This is a genomic window from Dolichospermum sp. LEGE 00240 (assembly GCF_015207875.1).
Lineage (GTDB): Bacteria > Cyanobacteriota > Cyanobacteriia > Cyanobacteriales > Nostocaceae > Dolichospermum > Dolichospermum gracile.
The window spans coordinates 24,129-43,895 of record NZ_JADEVZ010000040.1 but is presented as its reverse complement, the minus strand read 5'-3'; the positions used below and the strand labels follow the sequence as shown (position 1 = coordinate 43,895).

At 38.5% G+C, this 19,767-nt stretch carries 14 protein-coding genes; 7 read left to right on the top strand and 7 right to left on the bottom strand.

Features of this window, described 5'->3' with window-relative positions:
- Nucleotides 1–101: 101 nt before the first annotated feature.
- Nucleotides 102–443: a hypothetical protein gene (locus IQ226_RS14470; RefSeq protein ID WP_228039448.1), complete on the top strand. Its 342-nt coding sequence runs from the start codon at nucleotides 102–104 to the stop codon at nucleotides 441–443.
- 37 nt (nucleotides 444–480) lie between these two features.
- On the opposite strand, the gene IQ226_RS14465 is transcribed toward IQ226_RS14470, so the two are convergent.
- Entirely contained in the window at nucleotides 481–867 is a 387-nt protein-coding gene (locus IQ226_RS14465) for a type II toxin-antitoxin system VapC family toxin (RefSeq protein ID WP_193896425.1), read from the bottom strand.
- Nucleotides 864–1,175 (bottom strand): hypothetical protein, encoded by a 312-nt coding sequence (locus IQ226_RS14460; RefSeq protein WP_228039447.1) that lies wholly within the window; start codon nucleotides 1,173–1,175, stop codon nucleotides 864–866. The genes IQ226_RS14465 and IQ226_RS14460 overlap by 4 nt, the downstream gene beginning before the upstream one ends.
- Before the next feature lie 187 nt (nucleotides 1,176–1,362).
- Between IQ226_RS14460 and IQ226_RS14455 the strand changes: the two genes are divergently transcribed.
- The 5 genes from IQ226_RS14455 (at nucleotide 1,363) to IQ226_RS14440 (ending at nucleotide 6,971) form a co-directional block, all read left to right on the top strand.
- Nucleotides 1,363–2,226: an Rpn family recombination-promoting nuclease/putative transposase gene (locus IQ226_RS14455; protein WP_370567149.1), complete on the top strand. Its 864-nt coding sequence runs from the start codon at nucleotides 1,363–1,365 to the stop codon at nucleotides 2,224–2,226.
- 114 nt (nucleotides 2,227–2,340) lie between these two features.
- Entirely contained in the window at nucleotides 2,341–2,466 is a 126-nt protein-coding gene (locus IQ226_RS25595; protein ID WP_255539969.1) for a hypothetical protein, read from the top strand.
- Nucleotides 2,467–2,502: 36 nt separating this feature from the next.
- Nucleotides 2,503–2,793: a nucleotidyltransferase family protein gene (locus IQ226_RS14450; protein ID WP_193896423.1), complete on the top strand. Its 291-nt coding sequence runs from the start codon at nucleotides 2,503–2,505 to the stop codon at nucleotides 2,791–2,793.
- 58 nt (nucleotides 2,794–2,851) lie between these two features.
- Entirely contained in the window at nucleotides 2,852–6,259 is a 3,408-nt protein-coding gene (locus tag IQ226_RS14445) for a helicase-related protein (protein ID WP_193896421.1), read from the top strand.
- A gap of 433 nt (nucleotides 6,260–6,692) precedes the next feature.
- Entirely contained in the window at nucleotides 6,693–6,971 is a 279-nt protein-coding gene (locus IQ226_RS14440) for a hypothetical protein (protein WP_193896419.1), read from the top strand.
- A 79-nt stretch (nucleotides 6,972–7,050) separates the two neighbouring features.
- Here IQ226_RS14440 and IQ226_RS14435 read toward each other — a convergent pair whose 3' ends face one another.
- The 5 genes from IQ226_RS14435 to IQ226_RS14415 form a co-directional block, all read right to left on the bottom strand.
- Entirely contained in the window at nucleotides 7,051–11,685 is a 4,635-nt protein-coding gene (locus IQ226_RS14435; RefSeq protein ID WP_193896418.1) for a hybrid sensor histidine kinase/response regulator, read from the bottom strand.
- 111 nt (nucleotides 11,686–11,796) lie between these two features.
- Nucleotides 11,797–14,691, bottom strand: a complete 2,895-nt coding sequence (locus tag IQ226_RS14430) for a methyl-accepting chemotaxis protein (protein WP_193896416.1) — start codon at nucleotides 14,689–14,691, stop codon at nucleotides 11,797–11,799.
- A gap of 31 nt (nucleotides 14,692–14,722) precedes the next feature.
- Nucleotides 14,723–15,256, bottom strand: coding sequence for a chemotaxis protein CheW (locus tag IQ226_RS14425; RefSeq protein ID WP_193896414.1), 534 nt, complete (start codon nucleotides 15,254–15,256; stop codon nucleotides 14,723–14,725).
- 7 nt (nucleotides 15,257–15,263) lie between these two features.
- Nucleotides 15,264–15,635, bottom strand: coding sequence for a response regulator transcription factor (locus IQ226_RS14420; RefSeq protein WP_027404669.1), 372 nt, complete (start codon nucleotides 15,633–15,635; stop codon nucleotides 15,264–15,266).
- Nucleotides 15,636–15,812: 177 nt separating this feature from the next.
- Nucleotides 15,813–17,036 (bottom strand): response regulator, encoded by a 1,224-nt coding sequence (locus tag IQ226_RS14415; RefSeq protein WP_193896412.1) that lies wholly within the window; start codon nucleotides 17,034–17,036, stop codon nucleotides 15,813–15,815.
- A gap of 823 nt (nucleotides 17,037–17,859) precedes the next feature.
- Here IQ226_RS14415 and hmpF point away from each other — a divergent pair.
- Nucleotides 17,860–19,614: a pilus motility taxis protein HmpF gene (gene hmpF / locus IQ226_RS14410; protein ID WP_193896410.1), complete on the top strand. Its 1,755-nt coding sequence runs from the start codon at nucleotides 17,860–17,862 to the stop codon at nucleotides 19,612–19,614.
- The last annotated feature ends 153 nt before the right edge of the window (nucleotides 19,615–19,767 follow it).

Below are 19,767 nucleotides of genomic sequence, written 5' to 3'. Positions count from 1 at the left end.
CTGATTCTCTTGTATTTAAAAGTTTGCAAACCTTTACAGAGATAGAGTTTTCGGCTTTTATGGTTTAGATTTATCGGCATTAAATTTTGGTAATTTTAGTTGTGACCATAAAAGAGACGAAAGAGCCTGTTTATCAAACACCAGTTCCCAGATTAACAGAAAAAGACCCATATTTTCAAGAAATAGTAGAACGTGCAGCCAAACTAATCTGTACCACAGCAGAATATGATGAATTAGCCAAAGAAGTAGGTTTAGGAAGTCATGAAAACGGAATTACAGACGAGAGAGAAAGAGGGAAAATTCGCGCGGAATTAGATGGAATAATTGCCCATTTATATGGGTTAACAGAAGGGGAATTTAGTCATATATTGAGTACCTTTCCCATTGTTGCAGAAACCGTGAAAGATGCAGCTTTAAATGCTTATCGGGATATGCTTAAATAACGTCAACGTAGGGGTAATTCATGAATTACCCCTACAATTACAATGTTTTAACTTGGGAATAATTAATAATTTTGCTATCAGCAGTTAATAAATAGGAATTATAATATCTAGCAGTTGCGACAATCATTTGATCAAAAGGATCACTATGAAAACCATTTAATTGAGTTGAATCAATGATGATAGGTAAGTTTAAATTTAATAATTGTACTCCTGGATAAGCTAACGCTAATTCTAACCATTCAGTAATCGAACAGGAAAAATTTAGTCTATTTTTTTCTACCAATTTAGCTACTTCCCAACAGGAAACAATACTAATTCCTATACCTTCTGCTTGATATTCTGCTATCCATGTTTCATATTCTTGAGTAAGTCTTTTATTACCATCAACCCACCACACCCAAATATGTGTATCAAGTATGATCATTGTAAACATTCCCAATCTTCTAAAGCTACAGGTTCGGTAGGATCATCATAATGGATCACTTTACCACGTAAAGGATAAAGATTATCATGAAGTTCGGAAATTGGATGAACTTTACCTGCTTTAGCTTCTTGTAATGAGGTTTTCAAACTTTCTAAAACAGCTTCTTTTGATTCATCATCTTCATCTAATTCATCTTCAATAAACAAAACAATTAATTTAACCCGACTTGGTTTATTAACTATCAAAGGAGTATCTAAGGAAATGTTACCACTTTGATCAATCCTTGCCATTATTTCTTGCGCTATCATATTTACTCACCTGTAATTAGTACAACTATTTTACTATATTATAGTAAACATTGATCAAGATCCCCGACTTCTGTTTTAATTGTGTCAATAAATCATAAATTGTATGGTGCATCAGATTGCATAAATCCTGTTAGAATAAAATAGTAACTACATCCTAGAAAATATTTATGTTATGCGTTGAGACACAATCTTTTACAAACTATTTCAACAATATCCATCTTTATTATTTCAACTGTTGGAAAATCCTCCAGAAAATGCCGATAGTTATAAATTTGATTCCGTAGCAATTAAAGAACCAAAATTTGAAATTGATGGCGTATTTTTACCACCAGAAAATGAAAATCCAGGAGTTGTATATTTTTGTGAAGTGCAGTTTCAAAAAGATGAAATATTGTATGAAAGAATAGTAGCTGAATCTTCCTTATATTTTTATCGTAACCGGACTAGATTTAGTGATTGGCAAGCGGTTATAATTTATCCATCTCGTAACATTGAACAAAGTAATACTTATCCATTGCGGGCATTTTTGAAAAGTGATCAAGTACATAGAGTATACTTAGATGAATTGGGGGATATTCATCAATTACCAACATGGGTAGGAGTGATGATATTAACTACCTTAGAAGAAAGTCAAGCACCAGAAGCAGCCAGGTATTTATTAACAAAAACTAAGGAAGAAATACCATCATCATCAAATAGCGTCATAATAGAAATGATCACAACTATCATGATGTACAAGTTTGAAAATCTCAACCGTCAAGAGGTAGAATCTATGTTAGGAATCACACTCAAACAAACACGAGTTTATCAAGAAATTAAAGAAGAAGGACGGGAAGAAGGAAGAAAAGAAGGACGAGAAGAAGGACTAGAAGAAGCAACTTTTAATTTAGTTATGCGACAATTGAGTAAGCGGTTTGGTAAAATATCGCCGAAAATACGCGGTTCTGTTGCTGGTTTATCCCTACATATTTTAGAAGAGTTGAGTGAAGCATTATTAGATTTTAATAATGTGGATGATTTACTTGCTTGGTTAGCAAAAGTTGAAGATTAAGATTTGATATCCCCGACTGCTTTTTTAATATTGTCAATAAATGATAAATTGATAATAGAAGTCGGGGATCTGACAATATGCTATAATATCAAAATTAGCAACAGGAGTAAAATCATGACTGTTCAACAATTGATTCAAGCAGAAATTGACAATATACCTGAAGAAAAACTTGATCAGTTTTATCAATTAATTAAAGAATTTATAGATAAAAATAAAAGTGAAAAAAGGGATATTATCTAAGTTGAAAGAAATAAAAAATCTTTAAGGAGTTAAAAAATGAAACGAGAAAAACTGATCACTTTTTTAAAAGATCATGCGGTAGAGATTCGAGGTTATGGTGTAAAATCTCTCGGTTTATTTGGTTCGGTAGCAAGAGATGAAGCGACGGCTAAAAGTGATGTTGATTTATTAGTGGAGTTTGAGGGAAAAGTAACATTTGACTGCTATATGGATTTAAAATTTTTTCTGGAGGATAGTTTAGGATGTTCGGTAGATGTAGTTAGCAAGAAGATGTTAAAGCCTCAAATTAGAAATGTGGTGGAAACAGAGGTAATTTATGTCTCGTAGTCTCAGATTGTATTTTGAGGACATTTTTCAAAAAGAATTTGGTAATTAATAAAAAACTATGCCCCGGATTTTTGATAATATTAATGATCAACTATTACCTATACTCAAAAAAAGCCTCCAATCTGCAAATAGGGCTGATTTTTGTGTCGGTTATTTTAACTTGCGAGGATGGAAATTAATACAAGAAGAAATTGAACAATTTACCGGCGGAGAAAATAATTGTTGTCGGTTATTAATTGGAATGCAAAAACTGCCCAAAGATGAACTTCATGAGATGTTAGGTTTAGGAATATCCCAAAAACCCATAGATAGAAGTAAATCTTTGCAACTGCAAAAACGCATTGTTCAGGAATTTCGCCAACAGTTAATGATTGGAAAACCCAATAATGCTGATGAGTTGGGTTTAAAAAGACTTAAATCACAATTAAAAGCTAAAAAAGTAGTTGTGAAACTCTATTTACGTCATCCTCTCCACGCGAAATTATATTTAGTTCCTCAAAATCATGCCAATTTACCCGCTATCGGTTTTTTAGGAAGTAGTAATTTAACCTTTTCTGGTTTATCAGCACAGGGAGAATTGAATGTTGATATTTTAGATCATGATGCTACCAATAAATTACAAACTTGGTTTAATGAACGTTGGCAAGATAATTTTTGTTTAGATATTTCTGAACAATTAGCAGAAATTATAGATGAAAGTTGGGCGACAGATAAGTTAATTGATCCTTATTATGTTTATCTAAAAATGGCTTATCATCTCTCCCAAGAAGCGCGAGATGGTTTAAGTCAATATCAAATACCTTCAGACTTTCAATTATTTCCTTTTCAAGCAGCAGCGGTAAAAATAGCCGCCCACTATGTTAACCGTCGTGGTGGTGTGATGGTTGGGGATGTGGTAGGATTAGGAAAGACTTTAGTTGGGACAGCTATAGCGAAAATTATTGAAGAGGAACTGGGGATTAGTACCTTGATTATTTGTCCTAAAAATCTTGTTTCTATGTGGGAAAAATATAAGGATGAATATAGGTTAGCAGCTAAGGTAATTTCTATTAGTAAAGTCACGAAAATATTATCCACAATTTCCGCAGGGTTTCGGTTAGTTTTAATAGATGAAAGTCATAATTTAAGAAATCGAGAAGGACAACGTTATGCAGCTATTAAAGAATATATAGAACAAAGCGGAAGTAGGTGTATTTTACTTACCGCAACTCCTTATAATAAAAGCTATTTTGACTTATCTGCACAGTTACGGTTATTCGTTCCTGAATCAAAATATTTAGGGATTAAACCAGACAATTTAATTACAAAATTAGGTGGTGAACATGAATTTAAACGTAAATATCCACAAACTGATGTAAAAACTTTAGCAGCATTTGAAAAAAGCGAGTATTTTGAAGATTGGCAACAATTGATGAATCGGTATATGATTAGGAGAACTCGCAGTTTTATTAAAAATAATTATGCAGAAACAGATCCTCTAAATGGACGCAAATATTTACAATTTACTGATGGTACTCGTTCTTATTTTCCGGTGCGGATTCCGAAAACTGCTAAATTTACTATTAGTAATGTCGAAAATGATCATTATGGAAAGTTATACTCTAGTGAAGTTGTCGAAATTATCAATTCTCTATCTTTACCCCGTTACGGTTTGGGAAATTACACTTTAGATAAATATAAACAACCTCCCACAGCAACAGAACAACAGATTTTAAATAGTTTATCCCGTGGTGGCAGACGGTTAATGGGTTTTTGTCGCACGAATTTATTTAAAAGATTGGAAAGTAGTGGAATTGCTTTTTTAGAGTCTTTAGAACGGCATATTTTGCGAAATTATGTTTATCTTTATGCGTTAGAAAATAAGTTAGATATTCCGATTGGTACACAGGATGCCGAGTTTTTAGATACTACCAATAATGATGAAGATGCTGATAATATTAATTCTACAACTTTAGATTTTGAAATAGCTGATGATGACAATGATGCAGGTGATGAAATTAGTTTGGCAAGTTTAACCGGTAAAGATACAGAATATAAACGTCAAGCAACAGCTATTTATGAACTTTATCAAACCAAATATCAAAAACGCTTTAAATGGTTAGATCCGCGATTGTTCAAATCTGAATTAAAAAAACATTTACGAGAAGATGCTTTATCATTATTGAAATTATTAAATAACTGTGGAGAATGGAATTATCAACAAGATCAAAAATTTCAAACTTTGCAAAAATTAGTCACACAAACTCATCCAAATGAGAAAATATTGATTTTTACTCAATTTGCAGATACAGCGCGTTATTTACAAGCATCTTTAGAAAAAGAGGATATTCCACAAGTTGCTTTGGTCACAGGAAAAATAAATGATCCGACATCAATAGCATATCGGTTTAGTCCAGAAAGTAATAAACAAAATATTGCCCAAGAACAACAAGTGAGAATTTTAATTGCTACTGATGTTTTAAGTGAGGGTCAAAATTTACAAGATTGTCGGATTATTATTAATTATGACTTACCTTGGGCAATTATTCGTTTAATTCAAAGAGCGGGAAGGGTGGACAGAATTGGCCAGAAAGCCGCAGAAATTTTCTGTTATTCCTTTTTACCTGCGGAGGGAGTGGAGGAATTAATTAATCTACGCGGAAGATTAGGTGAAAGGTTGCAAGAAAATGCTAATGTGGTGGGAACAGATGAGGCATTTTTTGAAGATACTCTTTCCTACCAAGAAATTCTTGATCTTTATCATGAAAAGTCTGGTATTTTAGATGAAGCAGAAGATGGAGAGGTTGATTTAACATCGGAAGCTTTTCAAATTTGGAAAAATGCGATAGATGCTGATCCTGATTTAGAGAAGATTATTAAAAATCTGCCTAATGTTATCTATTCTACCCGCGAATATCAAGGAACAAATTTAGATCCTGAAGGTGTATTAATGTATCTTCGCACTGCTGATGGTACAGATGCTTTAGCTTGGATAAATAGGGAAGGAGAAAGTGTAACTCAATCACAAATGCGAATTTTGAGAATGGCGAGATGTAACCGGAATACACCCCCTTTAGAAAAGCATCCCAAACATCATGAAATTGTCTCGCAAGGCGCTGATTTGGTATTGGAACAGCATAAAACGACTGGAGGACAATTAGGAAGCTCTAAAGGCGCAAGATATCGAACATATTATAGATTAGATGCTTATATTAAGAAGACAGAAACCCCATTATTTTCATTAGGTGAAGATTGGCAAACTTTGAAAAAGGCGGTTGAAGAAATCTATCTTTATCCATTAAAAGAAACGACGATTGTTAAACTTAATCGGCAGTTGAAAAGTGGGATTAGTGATGAACAATTAGCGACAATGATTATTTCTTTACGTGATAATAATTCCCTGTGTGTAATTCATCCTGATGATAGACAACAGGAAGCGCAAATTATTTGTTCATTAGGGTTATTTGAAAAGTCAGTGAGTGGGTAAAAAAGCTCTCTCAGCCTCAATTCATACATATCTGGGCGGTTAGAAACCGCGTCTACACAGGCGAAACCCACCTGCGTGGGTTTGAAAACCTTAATGAACCCCAACTCCCTCTCCGCTCTTCGATAGGGGGCTAAGATGTACCTCATACAGCAATTCTCGTTCTCATGAAACACAATGGAGGGCGCAGTCCCTGCGGGTTTGGCGATAAAAAACTGTACTTCACGACAATTAGAAAGTGCTGTAAGAGCGGAAACCTCATACAGCAATTCTCGTTCTTATGAAACACAATGGAGGGCGCAGGCCCTGCGGGTTTGGCGATAAAAAACTGTACTTCATAATATTAGAAAGTGCTGTAAGAGCGGAAACCGCTATACTTTTATGACCCAGATGGGTTTATGATGGGAATTGGTTGTGATTCTGATTCAATCCGAACATGGAAAAAGTTTTAAAAGTGATTGCAGATGTAATTACTAATCCTCCAATTCCTCATGAACCCCATAAACAATCTTTAAAAAATTGGGCGATGTATTGTTTACGGGATAGAGGTTTTATTGTTGTTTTTGCCCAAAATGCTGATTTTGCAGTGCAGTTTAAAAATGGTGACAAATTCTATTTTAAAGTTACCAATCAAACTGATAATTTAGCTAATGATATTAATTGGATAGTTTGGGATGGTGTGAATAAAACCACTAGTTTGATTCCCCAATCATAAGGTTGTTTTAGCAGGATTCAGGAGTCACAAGAAGGAGCAATTACGGGGGGATTGCCCCTAGGATTTTGGGTTATTTGGGTTAAACGGTAACTACGAGGTTTTCTCCTTTTAGCATCCGCGAAGCTGCTTCTAAAAGTGCTTCTTCTAAATAGGGTTTGGTAAAGTAGCCACTAGCACCGAGTTGTAATGCCATTTGTCTGTGTTTGTCAGCGCCACGAGAGGTCAGCATGGCAATAGGTAAGTTGCCAAAAGAACCATCTTTCTGCATTCGAGATAGTAATTCTAATCCATCACAACGAGGCATTTCAATGTCACAGAAGACGATATCGCAGGGTAAACCGGAACGAAGTTTATCCCATGCCTCTTGTCCGTCACGGGCTTGTTCTACGCGATAACCAGCTTTGCTAAAGGTAAGAGATAGAAGTTCTCGAACTGTGATGGAGTCATCAACGATTAATACTGTTTTTTCTACTTTATCAGCGGTAATGGTGTTTACTGATGGTGAACTTGTTTGCTGCCAGTTGCCACCGATATGCTTAGACATCTTGCCTTGGAAGATGTCAATGATTTCTAGTACGTCAGCAATGGGCATAATCATCCCGTCACCAAGGACTGTAGCACCGGCTACGCCACTGGGTTTAGGTGCGGGTCCTTCAAATTGCTTAATTACAATTTCTTGTTCACTGAGGACTTGATCAACTTGTAAAGCAATCATAGTATTACCTGAGCGGACAATGACGAGGGAAATTATGTCATCATCTTTCTTTGTACCATAGATGTTGCCACGACTAAGCTGACGATTAAAGACTAAGATATCTTTTAAAGGTTTGAAGGGCAGAATAATCTCTCTCCAGACGATAAATGATTCTCCGTTAGCACCTTGCTGAATATTTTTGCTGGGAATATTTAGGGTATCTTCCACACCATCCATTGGAAAAGCGATTCTGGTGCGATCGCAGATGCAGAATAGGGCTTTACAAATACTGAGGGTGAGTGGTAACCGAATGGTAAAGATAGTTCCTTGACCTAGTGTGGAGTCGGTGCTAACAGTACCGCGAATTTCGCTGATATCATTGTGGACGACGTTCATGCCCACACCCCTACCTTTGATGTCGTCTACTTCGTCGGCGGTGCTAAAGCTGGGGAGGAATAACAGTTCGTAGGTATCAATCCGAGACATGGTTTGTGCCTGTTCGGGGGTGAGGATACCTTTTTTCACGGCTTTGTTTTTAACTTTTTGATGATCAATACCTGCGCCGTCGTCACTGACAGCAATGATGGTTTGGTTTCCTTGTTGTAAGGCGCGAATATTAATGGTACCTACGGGTGATTTACCTGCGGCTTGTCTAACTCCTGGGGTTTCAATACCGTGGGAGATCGCATTATTGACCATGTGAGTCAATGGATCTGTGAGATGATCCAAAATCATCTTGTCAATTAAGGTATCAACTCCTTCTGTTACCAATTCTACTTGTTTGCCATATCTAATGGCATTATCCCGTACCCCTCGCCGCAACCGATCAACAGCTTGGCTAAATGGCACCATTCGGGCTTTTGTTAATCCTTCTTGTAGTTGACTAGTTGCTTGGCGTAATTGTCTGGCTACCTGTTCTGTTTCTTCGGTAACAAAGTCAATATCACTGGCTGACTCCCGAACTCGCACGATAAACTCGATCATTTCTTGCGCCAGGATATGGAAGGGCGTAAACCGATCCATTTCAATTTCGCTAAAGCCGCGATTATGGGTATTGCCTGATGGGGATCCATCCTGTTCTCGAGAACGGCGATTGGATAGGAGAGAGGCTTCTAAGAGCGATCGCTCGTAGTATTCCTGCATTCTCACTCCCACATCTGATAGATGCTGTACCTGCACTAACAGGCTATCTAGAGACTGTCGCAGACGTTCATGATCCTGCTCTAATGTGTTACGATTTACCACCAACTCCCCGACTAAGTTACTCATATCATCCAGTTGTTTCACTGGAATTTTCATACTTTCTTCTTTGATCGTTCGTCGAGTTGTCGGACGGGGGATGTTGCTAGTAGAAGTTTTTCCTGGTACTGCTGACGAACCAGATATTGTTTTATCAGCCTGTTCTAACAAATCCTCTAATTCACTAAATTCATCTTCTAATCCCAAGGAAGAAAAAGTATTTTGAGACTTTGCTACCACAGGTTGAACAATTATTGGTACAGGGGAAATTATCTGTGCTTCTTTGTTTTCAACCTCATCCAACAATGCTTCTAATGCGGACAAATCGTCCCCTGGGATAAATTCTGATTCCTGATCAGTAATTTCTCCTGATGCTGTGGATAAAAGTGCTTCTATTGCCGCGAAATCATCTATTGAAGATGCTTCTACTATATCTTCTTGTCCGGGGTCATCCAACAGTGCTTCTATTGCCGCGAAATCATCTATTGAAGATGCTTCTACTATATCTTCTTGTCCGGGGTCATCCAACAGTGCTTCTATTGCCGCGAAATCATCTATTGAAGATGATTGTAGTGGACTGTCTAACTCTAATTCTGAGAGAGTTTCATCCACTACAGAACTAGCTGTCGTTATTGCTGTTGGCGAAATTGAGGCAAACTCTGGTATTGAATTAAGCTGTTCTGGAGATTGGGAAAAATTATGAATTTCTGGTAGAAATAATTCTCTAGATTCGGAAATATTGTCAATATCACCAAATAAATTATCTATAACTTGCGCCCCACTATCACTATCTGATGTAAAGAATAAATCAAAAGATTGTTCTTGTGCTTGGAAAATCAGATCAAACTCTTTTTTATTTCCACTATTGCTTGTTGTCCCTTGCTGATTTTTTGTACCAGTTTCAACAGATGCACTAAATAGACTTTCCTCTAGTTCTTTCGCTATATCTTGATTAATTACAGAAGTGCTTTGTGAGTCACTTATGCCTAGATCATCCCAAAAGTTATCTAGATCATCTCCTGAATTAGCAAGAGGAGATGTTATTTCTGTTGTCCTAAATAAATCATCAATTTCATGTACCAGCGGTGCTTGGCTTTTTCCTGCTTCTGTAAATAAATCATCTAATGATAAACTTTCTGGTGCCGATGGTTTTATTTTTGATATTTTTACAGTTGGAGAAATAACTTCTAATAATGGAAAACTGGCATCTGTATTTGCCGATAAACAGGAATTGTCAAACCTGGTTGGAGATTCCCCAGCTATTTCTGAAATTCTAGTATTTTCTGATTCAGTTGTTTCCTCCGTAAATACTAATTTATCATCGGCTGTGAATGTCAATAATTCTTCTAAATTATTACTGCTATTTGTCTCATTTTCTGAATTAGTCCGACGAGATTCTCTGGAAATCGAGATTAATTCTAGTAATACATCATCTGATGGAAATGGTAAATCTGTATGATTTGCCAACAGATTACTAGTTTCCATTGGTTGAGAACTAACTGTTTCCGCTATATTCTCAAATTCTAATAGACTATCATCAAATAAGAGACTTAGATCTTCATGATTATTTGCGGTTATTTTGTCTGTATTGTCATCTTTAAAGAAGAGGAAATCAGCTAAACTGTGATTATTATTTTCCGACTCACTGTTGGTACTTGTTAACTGATAGCTAGTTATATTTTCTAATATTTCTTCTTGTTGCCAATGATTTTCTAAATCGGGAGTATCGCCTTCAAACAAATCAGCCAGAGTGTTTAACTCAGAGATTCCTATTTCTGGAGAATTCTCAATCACAGTTGATTGATGATCAAACAAAGGCGGATCAGTAAATCCATTTGTATTGGATTCTAAATTGAGTTCTGTTGGATCTGGAAATAAAATTTCCCCAGGTTCCGTTTCTTTAACTTCTAATAACTCCAGTGGTGCAAGGGGGAACAAATTTTCTAATTGTTGACTAATAGTAATTTCCCCATCTCTATGTTGGAGAACTAATTCTTGCGCTTGCTTAATTTCAGTAATAATGATTTTGGCTAAGGTTAAATAACTATTATCAGGATTGGATATAGCCAGGACTGCTGATTCACACAGATTGCACCAATTTGATAAATTTAATTTTCTACCAATTTCTACTAATTGATGACAGCATTCTTGTAAATTGTTGCGGGAAGTCTCTAGGTTAGTTTTTTTAAACTGTTGCAACATTTCCCGCAGAATTTGTAACACCTGTGCTTGAAACTCTGTCCAATCCTGATTTGGTTTGCTTGGTACAGGTGAATTTTGGATCTGCGGGGAAACAGGTGACTCTATTGGTAAACTGGTAACGGAGGCGTTGTGATGGTTCAATGCTCCATTATTACCCTGTTTTACCAGTAGTTCTATATGCTCATTCAGCCATTGCATGACTGGTTCAGTTTTTGACATCAAAGCTTGAGCTTTTTCCTGTGACAATCCAAAGGGATTGCCAAGATTTTCTATCAGGGCTTTTAATGTATCACAGATATCCAGTAGCAAAGATTCTAATCTTTGGTCTACTTGAATAGGATGTTCTTTAAGAGTTTTGAAGCAATCCTCAAGACGGTGAGATGTGCGCTGAATACTATTTAGACCTAACATAGCTGCACCACCTTTGATAGAGTGGGCTGCACGGAAGACTTCATTAATCATTTCTGAATCTTCCAGGGTCCGTTGCAGATTCAGTAATCCTTGTTCAATAGTGTTTAGGTGTTCTCTGGCTTCTTCGAGAAAGTAACCTAAAATCCGTTGTTGTTGTTCCGGCTGCATAGTTAATTAAATCGGCTTACTACAGGTAAAAGGTGCAAGAAAAGGCGGGTAGCAAACAAAAAAGGTAACAAACTAGGCATAGAGGTAGGCATTAATTGTTCCTTTTACCTCTTACCTTGATTCGATAGTTTCCACTCGGAAGCGTTCCACGGAGGCAATTAAATCCCGGGATACTCCCACTAAATGTTGCAAAGCGCCAGAAACCCGCTGTGCTTCTTGAGAGGTTTCTTGGGCCGTTAATTCCACAGATTGCATAACTTGGGCGACGGCACGAGAGGTTTCCGTTTGTTCTACGGTATCACTGGTAATTGATCGTACTAAAATATCAATATGCTCGGCTACCTGGATGATATTATCGAGCGATCGCTTGGCTTCTTCTGCTAATTTAGTTTGATGGATTACCTGTTGGGTCCCTTCCTCCATAGCTGTCATCACTGAGCTAGTTTCGCTTTGAATTTGCATCACGATTTGCTCAATTTCTTTTAAAGACTTCGCAGATCGATCTGCCAACTGTCGCACTTCATCAGCCACAATAGCGAACCCTCGACCCGCCTCTCCCGCTCTTGCCGCCTCAATACTGGCATTCAGAGCCAATAAATTAGTGCGAGAAGCAATTTGTGAAACTATGGCCACAATAGAGTTAATTTCCTGGGAAGATTCCGCCAAACGTTTCACCTTGCGGGTAGTTTCTGCCACAGTTTCTCGAATTTCCAAAATCCCTGCCACCGTATTTTCTACCGCTTCTCCCCCTTTCTGAGCAATTTTACTAGCATCACGGGCTACGGTTTCCGCCTCCCTAGCTGCCTCTGCTACCCGTTGAATGGAATCTGTCATTACCTGCACAGAATTTAACGTCACAGCTAACTCTTCTGCTTGTCGCAAAGCATCCCCAGACAAAGCTCTCGCAAAGGTTTCGGAATTAGTTGAACCTTTGGTGACATCCCGTGCCGCCACTTTCACCTGTTGGACAATATCCCGCAGGTTTTGAATTGTCAGATTAAAGGCATCAGCTACCGCTCCCAGTACGTCGGCTGTAACTTCAGCTTGCACCGTCAAATCTCCCCTAGCTGCTCCTTCTACGTCATCCAGAAGGCGAATTACCTGACGTTGGAGGTTTTCCTTGGCTTCTTCCATCTCAATAGCTTTACGTTGGGCTTCATTGGTAGTTGTGAAAATTACCCTAGCCATGTCATTAAAGCCAGTAGCCAAGTAGCCTAATTCATCTTGTGAATAAACAGTAGCTTCCACATTCAAATTACCTTGACGCACAGAATCAAACTGAGCTTGTAAGTTCTTCGTAGTCCGGCGAATTTGTTTAAGGGTGAGATTCCCCATAAACCCGGCACTAGCAGCACCCGTAGCTCCCGCGGCCAAAGCCATTAACAACCCTGTACTTCTCACAGATTCCCGTTGTTGAGCCGGTGAAATGGAAATTGCCAAAGCACTAACCAGAGCGACACCTAACATTGATACCAAACCAACGCTGCCAGCTATCCACCATTGTTTATGCTCTAAAGAGGCATTTTCAAAAGGCCCAAATAGCCCTTGTTCTGAGGCTACAATTGGTTCTGTTCTTGCAACCTCTGATTGGGTAAACACAGGAACTGCCTCTTGAGCGCCTGTAATTGTGAATAGTTCTTCATCACCATGACCCAGATCCTGATAGTCATCTCCTCTTTGATGAGGGAATGAGTTATTAACATATTCAGCTCTGGAATTTCCCCGACTATCCAGAAATTCTGACAGCATTTCCCCATCATCCAAACTATCATCGTCAGTGAGTTCAAAGCCTGGAATATCACCGAGATCATCAAATGCATCAAAGTCGTTGAGAAACTCTATATTGCTCTTACCAATATTTCCGCTAGAGATATTACTGATATATTGAGTGGAAACAAAGGTTTCACTCCCCGAATCTACTTCATCCTCTGACCCAAAAGCCGATTCAAACGCATCTAAATCAAAGTTATCATCATCAAAATTATTTTTTCCTAATGAAGAGTTGAAATTAAACTGCTGCTGTTGTGGTGGTATAGAATTGTTAGTAAATGATACTGGTTCTTGATTAAGTTGGGTTTGTGATCCAGATGCGGTTTTCGCGGATATATTATCCAGCAAACTATCTTGGCTACCGAGAGAAAATTCCTCTTCTTGGCTATTTTGCCAATTACTTCCTATATTATTATCGTTGTTGATAGCCTGTTCATTAGTCTCCAAATATGTATCTTTTAGACTAGTGGTTAAGTCCGCAAAATTATCATCCATTAATTTATCTATATCTTCCCCCATAAATAGCTCAGTCCGATTTTCAGCATCATCATCAACCGATAATCTAGTTTCTGCAAAAGGTGAATAGCTCTTTTCACCATCACTCACGACTGAATTGCCATTAGCCAGATTGTTATTAATATCCCCATGACTATGACCGGAAGAAATTCCTTCTTGCCAAAAAGGTGGTAATTCTAATTGATCTGATATTGGATTATCCTGGAGATATTCGGTAGATAAGCCAAAGGGATCATTAGTCATGGCAGTATCCAATGAATCGCTATCAAATTCCAGACCGTCTGGATCAGTAAACGGATTATATTCTTGAATATCTAGGGGTGGTTCGGATTCTGCCAAGGAATTCATTTCCAAGCTGCTACCATGCCAATTCCCCATAACCCCTGAATCTAAAGATATTTCAGCTGTCCCCTGAGATGGAGATTCATCATCACCAAAGGGCTGTGTATACTGATCTATAGTTGCCAGACTATTATTAGCAAGGCTGACAATTTCCTGATCATCTGTTAGCTGCAATACTATTTGATACTCATCCCTGGCTACATCATATTGTTGCAACATATAGTGGATGTGTCCCTTTAGCAAATGTGAATCAGGGTCATCTGGTGAATTTTGCATCAACTGATTAATCACCATCGCAGCTAATTCGTAATCTTGCTGCTCATAGGCCACTCTAGCTCTATCATAAGTTATTTCTTGAGCATTTATACGTGTTTCCATTTCCTCCCTCCCAATTACATTCCGACTAATTTCACCCTGCCCACCGCGCACTTCGCAAAATTGCTATTTGATCCAGTAGTCGCAAATATTTTCTTTCTTTTTCTGTATCAAATAACCATTCTCCACGCAAAAACGGAGCCATCGCATCTGGTACGTTATTTTGTGGCATTAGATACTGTACGTCAAGCCAGTCCATCCCACAAATTTCTTCTACCCCTAGACCTACTATCGTATCCTGATCTTCAATGGCAATGACTGGAATTTCTGAGCAACCAGTATTTAATGGCGTTGTTCCTCCCAGGAATTGACCCAAATCAGCCACCCAAATCAAGCGCCCCCGTAAATTTAGCGTACCTAAAAGTAAGGGCGATGTGTTAGGAATTGGTGTAATCCGATCAGGACTAAGTTCAATTACTTCCCGAATTCCCTTGGCTTGTAATGCAAACTCCTGACGTGAGGGCAGATAAAACCGCAAATGCAACTCACCTTCAGGACTTTCTAGTTGTAATTCGGGACGAAATTGATCTTGCCCTGTACCACTTAAAAAATCTGGTTTACTAACCATGTTATTTTCATCCTTGTCCTCGCAGGAGTTGTTTGACCGTTCCTACCAATTCAGTTGGTTGAAAAGGTTTAGCTATATAAGCATCTGCCCCTTGTTTCATGCCCCAATAGCGATCAAATTCTTCACCTTTAGAAGAACACATGACAACAGGAACATTTTGGGTTTTAGGATCAGATTTTAATCGTCGGCAGAGTTCATAGCCGTTCATGCGGGGCATGACAATATCCAAAACCACTAAATCGGGAGGTGTGGTTTGAATTGCTTCTAAAGCTTCTGCACCATCGCTGGCATGAGTAACTTTTAAGCCACTAGCTTTCAGTAGGTCTGTAATCATCTCCCGCTGGGCAATACTGTCTTCAACAATGAGAATTGTGCTCATAAATGTCTATTTAGCCTCCTGATTTAGATTTTCCGTTGAGGAAAATAATTTGCTGTGATGGCAAAGATTAACTGTATAAATTAAGTCTATTGTTTCACTAGTTTACCGTATACGGACGGAGTTAAACAACTAAATTTTATTCCTGTGATCACATCTTTTACCCTATTCTGTACTCAATCAACAAGTCTTATCTCCTGTTTGTACACTTGTACAATAATCTAAATTGAGATATTGTTCTACTAGCATGAGCAGTTCTTGATCTGTAAAGGGCTTAGTCAGATAATCAGTTGCCCCGACCATCCTGGCACGAACACGATCAATAAACCCGTCTTTGCCAGTTAGCATAATAATTGGCACAGACCGAAATACTGTGGAGTGCCGTAACATGGCACAAATCTCGTAACCGTCTAATACTGGCATGGCAATGTCGCAGAGAATTAGATCTGGCTGGAGTTGAAAGACGAGACTCAAGGCTTGTAAGGGACGAGTGATGGAAATCGCTTCATAACCTTGCAATTTTAGGATAGATTCTATCGTCTCGCAAATCACTAGTGTATCTTCAATACATACTATCCGCCCTTTATGTTTTTTTGCTTCTAAGTTTTGTTTTTCTTTGCCAAGTTTATATGTGTCTGAATATGCTAATTGTAGCCAACCTTCTTGCACATAAGGATATATAGCTTTTGCTAAAGTTAAAATATCACGGTTAAGATAGCGAGCTAGTTGGCGTAGAGAAGTTTTTCCATCAGCCCATTTATGTAATTTTTTAACTGTATCTTCTGGTAACGAGGCACTTAATTTAGCTATATCGGCTAGAACGGGTAATTGTTCTGTAGATTGAATATGTGGGTATAATTGCTTCCATTCTTGCACTTGTTTGGTGATTTTAGCAACTAGCGGAGCAATTTCCAAGGTGGTTAATTGTGGGACTATTGCCGTCCCTAATTCAAAGATGAAACTGCCTTGGTGCAAGCTCAAGAGATCAAATAAAGTTTCTTGTACCAAGCCATAAATGATTGTCCGAGCAATTTTCGGAGTAATAATATTTTGCTCCAAAAGCGCCCAAATATAAGCATATTCTGGAGAATTAGTGACTGCTAGAGATGCTAGTTGTTTAGATTCAAGTCGCTGTTCGACTCGATAATAACGTAGGTAATCGTCAAGCCGCGATAAGCTACTGTCATCTGCTTGGCAATAGACGATTCGACCGTTGAGAAAAAATACAAACCATGACTGTGCTGTATTTTCTCCTCCTTGCCGATTTTTGAAGGTTTCTTCTCCACTGAGTTGGTGACTTGGATATGATGTGCGGGCTTCTACCCATAATTGTCCAGTCCGTTGTCCTAACTCAATTAGTTGGAGAATACTGCAAATATCAATCTCATTTAAGTTTCCCTGCATTTAGCTACAAAGCACTCCTTGATGTTTTAGTTTTACTACTTGAGGTATTTTGACCGGAATAGGCAGGGGAAGGGAGCTTTCTAGCGGGGGAAGCCCTTTCCCCTAACGCGCAAGCGGAGCGGAGGATGAGTACAAGCTCCGTCCCGGTCTTCCCCCTTGCACCCTGCCCCCTGCCCCTTTTCCTCTTCGTGACTAAGTAGGTTAACAGAAAAAATTCAAGGTATGTGAATAAAAGTCAAGAAAACTCAACCTCTTTCCCCCTACCTTATCAGCAGATAGGCTAAAAACCCCGGAATTGATACCTAAAAATTTTGGGGATTTTTAAGTATTAATGTCTTTTGAGCCAGGGATGAAAGCCATCTGGGGGACTTATCCCCCAGTGATAAGTTGATTATATTTGATGTTATAATCTCAATTAACACAATACCTTTGCCAATTTTCTAAACATAGGGCTGAAACCCGATAAAGTCGTGACGATATCAATAGGGTTTCAGATTTTTGCCCACAGTATTGTTAACAGGAAAGGTAATCAACCTGTATAAAAACCTAACTGCCTAAGTCAGTAACCCAGCCCTAAAGGGACTGGGCTTGCAAGGATGAAAAAATATTCAAGGTGGTTAGAACGGCTCGTGCCGTTTCCCTCTTACCGGGTATTCTTATGATTTTGATTAAGTGTGAGCAAGTATTAATATATGCGATATCTAAGAAAATAATTTTATCTTCGTTCTGCTGCTAGACTAATGTTGAAGAAAACCAAGTTGACAGAATTATTTACGGTATATCCTAGAACACGGACACAAAGTACATCAAAAGGATTGACGGTGTGCTGTATTTAGCAGAAGTACAAAAACAGAAAGGTGGCTTACTTAGTGGCGGTGGCAAAAGCGAACTAAAATTGATCGCTTGTCAACGTACTGACCAAAATTGGAGTCCAATCCCGGACGAAATGATTGTTGCTGATGAAGCAAGTAAATTCAATGATGGTGCATTGGTACTGGTGGATTTGAGTCCAAATCGTCAAGTACAGCGGGTTCAAGATGCTGGTCGTCCATTGGTGAATATTTTGCAAAATTTTTCCCGACAGGTGGAAAAATTTAAACTTAAGGAGGAGGAAATTGACCAGTGGAAACAGTCGCTGAATCTCCAAATTCAGGAACTGAATCGTCGGGAAATGGAAATGGAATCCCGGTGGGACGAGGTACAAAAACTGGAGAATGACTCTAAACGGATAGATACACAACAACACTTGATTAATACGTCTCGCACGGAAGTTGAGCGGTTACGGGCAGAAGTTGAACGTAATCGCCGGGATTTAGAAGGTGCGTGGGAACATCTGCGCGTTGAGCAGCGCTGTTTAGAGGAGATTAGATTAAATGTTCAACAGTCTCAATTCGTGGATAATGAGCGCGGTCAAAAATTAAGTGATTTGCTTAATCGTTTATCAAGTACATCTGCTCCTATTAATATAGTTAAGGAAAGTCTAGGTTACGCTTTTGAGTTTGCAAATAAACAGCAGGATGCTTTGAATCTACATTGGCAAAAGTTGGACATCCAACGTCATGGGGCTAATCAGCAGCAAAGGGAGGGAGAGGAACTGGTGCAAAGTTTAGGCGATCGCCAAAATGAATTGCAACAGGCACAGGATTCTCTAGCACAAAAAATTACCCAGTTACAATCACAAATAACAATAGTTAATAGTAAACAGGAATTAACTGCCATACTCAAACAGCATTTAGAAACTGAGGAGGAATTTTACCACAAGCTGCATCTTTTGGCGACTAAGACTAGCGCTGAGGTGGCTAAACCGGCAGTTGATGTGACTGCTTTGCAACAAATGCCGCTGAAAGAATTGGAGAAAATGGTGCAAGATTGGCAGGAGAAGTTAGACAGGGATTCTAATTTTGTCCAGGAACAGGAGCAGGAGCTTAAATACAAGCAAGAACTTATAGAAGAACTTCAACAAAAAATTGTTTATGCCACTGGGGAAGAACTGGTAAATTTAGATTTAGAATTAGCGGATGAACAGGATCTTTATCAGATGCTGAACGAAAGTTTGGTAGGACAAAGACGCAATTTGATTGGACAGCAAAAGACTCTCCAGCAGAATCAAGTGGTATTGTGGCAAAGACAAGGGATTTCGGTGGAGATTAAGGGGGAATCTAGTGATTTAGAATTATTGGTTTCCCAATTGGCAGCCGAGAAACAGCGAAAATCTGCGGAAATTGAAAAGTTGGAAAGTGACATAGCTTTGATGCTGATTACTATTGCAGCGGATCAAGTAGCTATTGATCATCAAACTCAGGAGGTAGAAATAAAGCGTCGGGAAGTTGATGCTCTTGAGGAGCAATTGCTGAATTTACGAACGGCTACTGGTGAGTGTTGGGGAAGAGTGAATCTTTATCAGGAAGCTCTGCAACCTATTCAGGATGAGCTTGATAGGTTACGGGAGCAGTTAACAAAGATGGGTGAATCTTTGACTCAAGTACAAGCATTTGGGGATTCTCAGATTCAGGTTGTTTTTGATCTGCGTCAGGTGATTGAGAGTTTTGTCAATCTACCGGAGGTATTGGTTTCTTAGGGGGTGTTTGAAAAGTCTAATTTATTACAAAAAAAAGGGGACAGGCAAGAGGCAAGAGGCAAGAGGAAAGAGGGAATAATGTAATCGCCGAAAATAATTAATTGAACCTGACCTGAGTTCGACATAACGATAATTTTTGGAAAACTGCCCCAA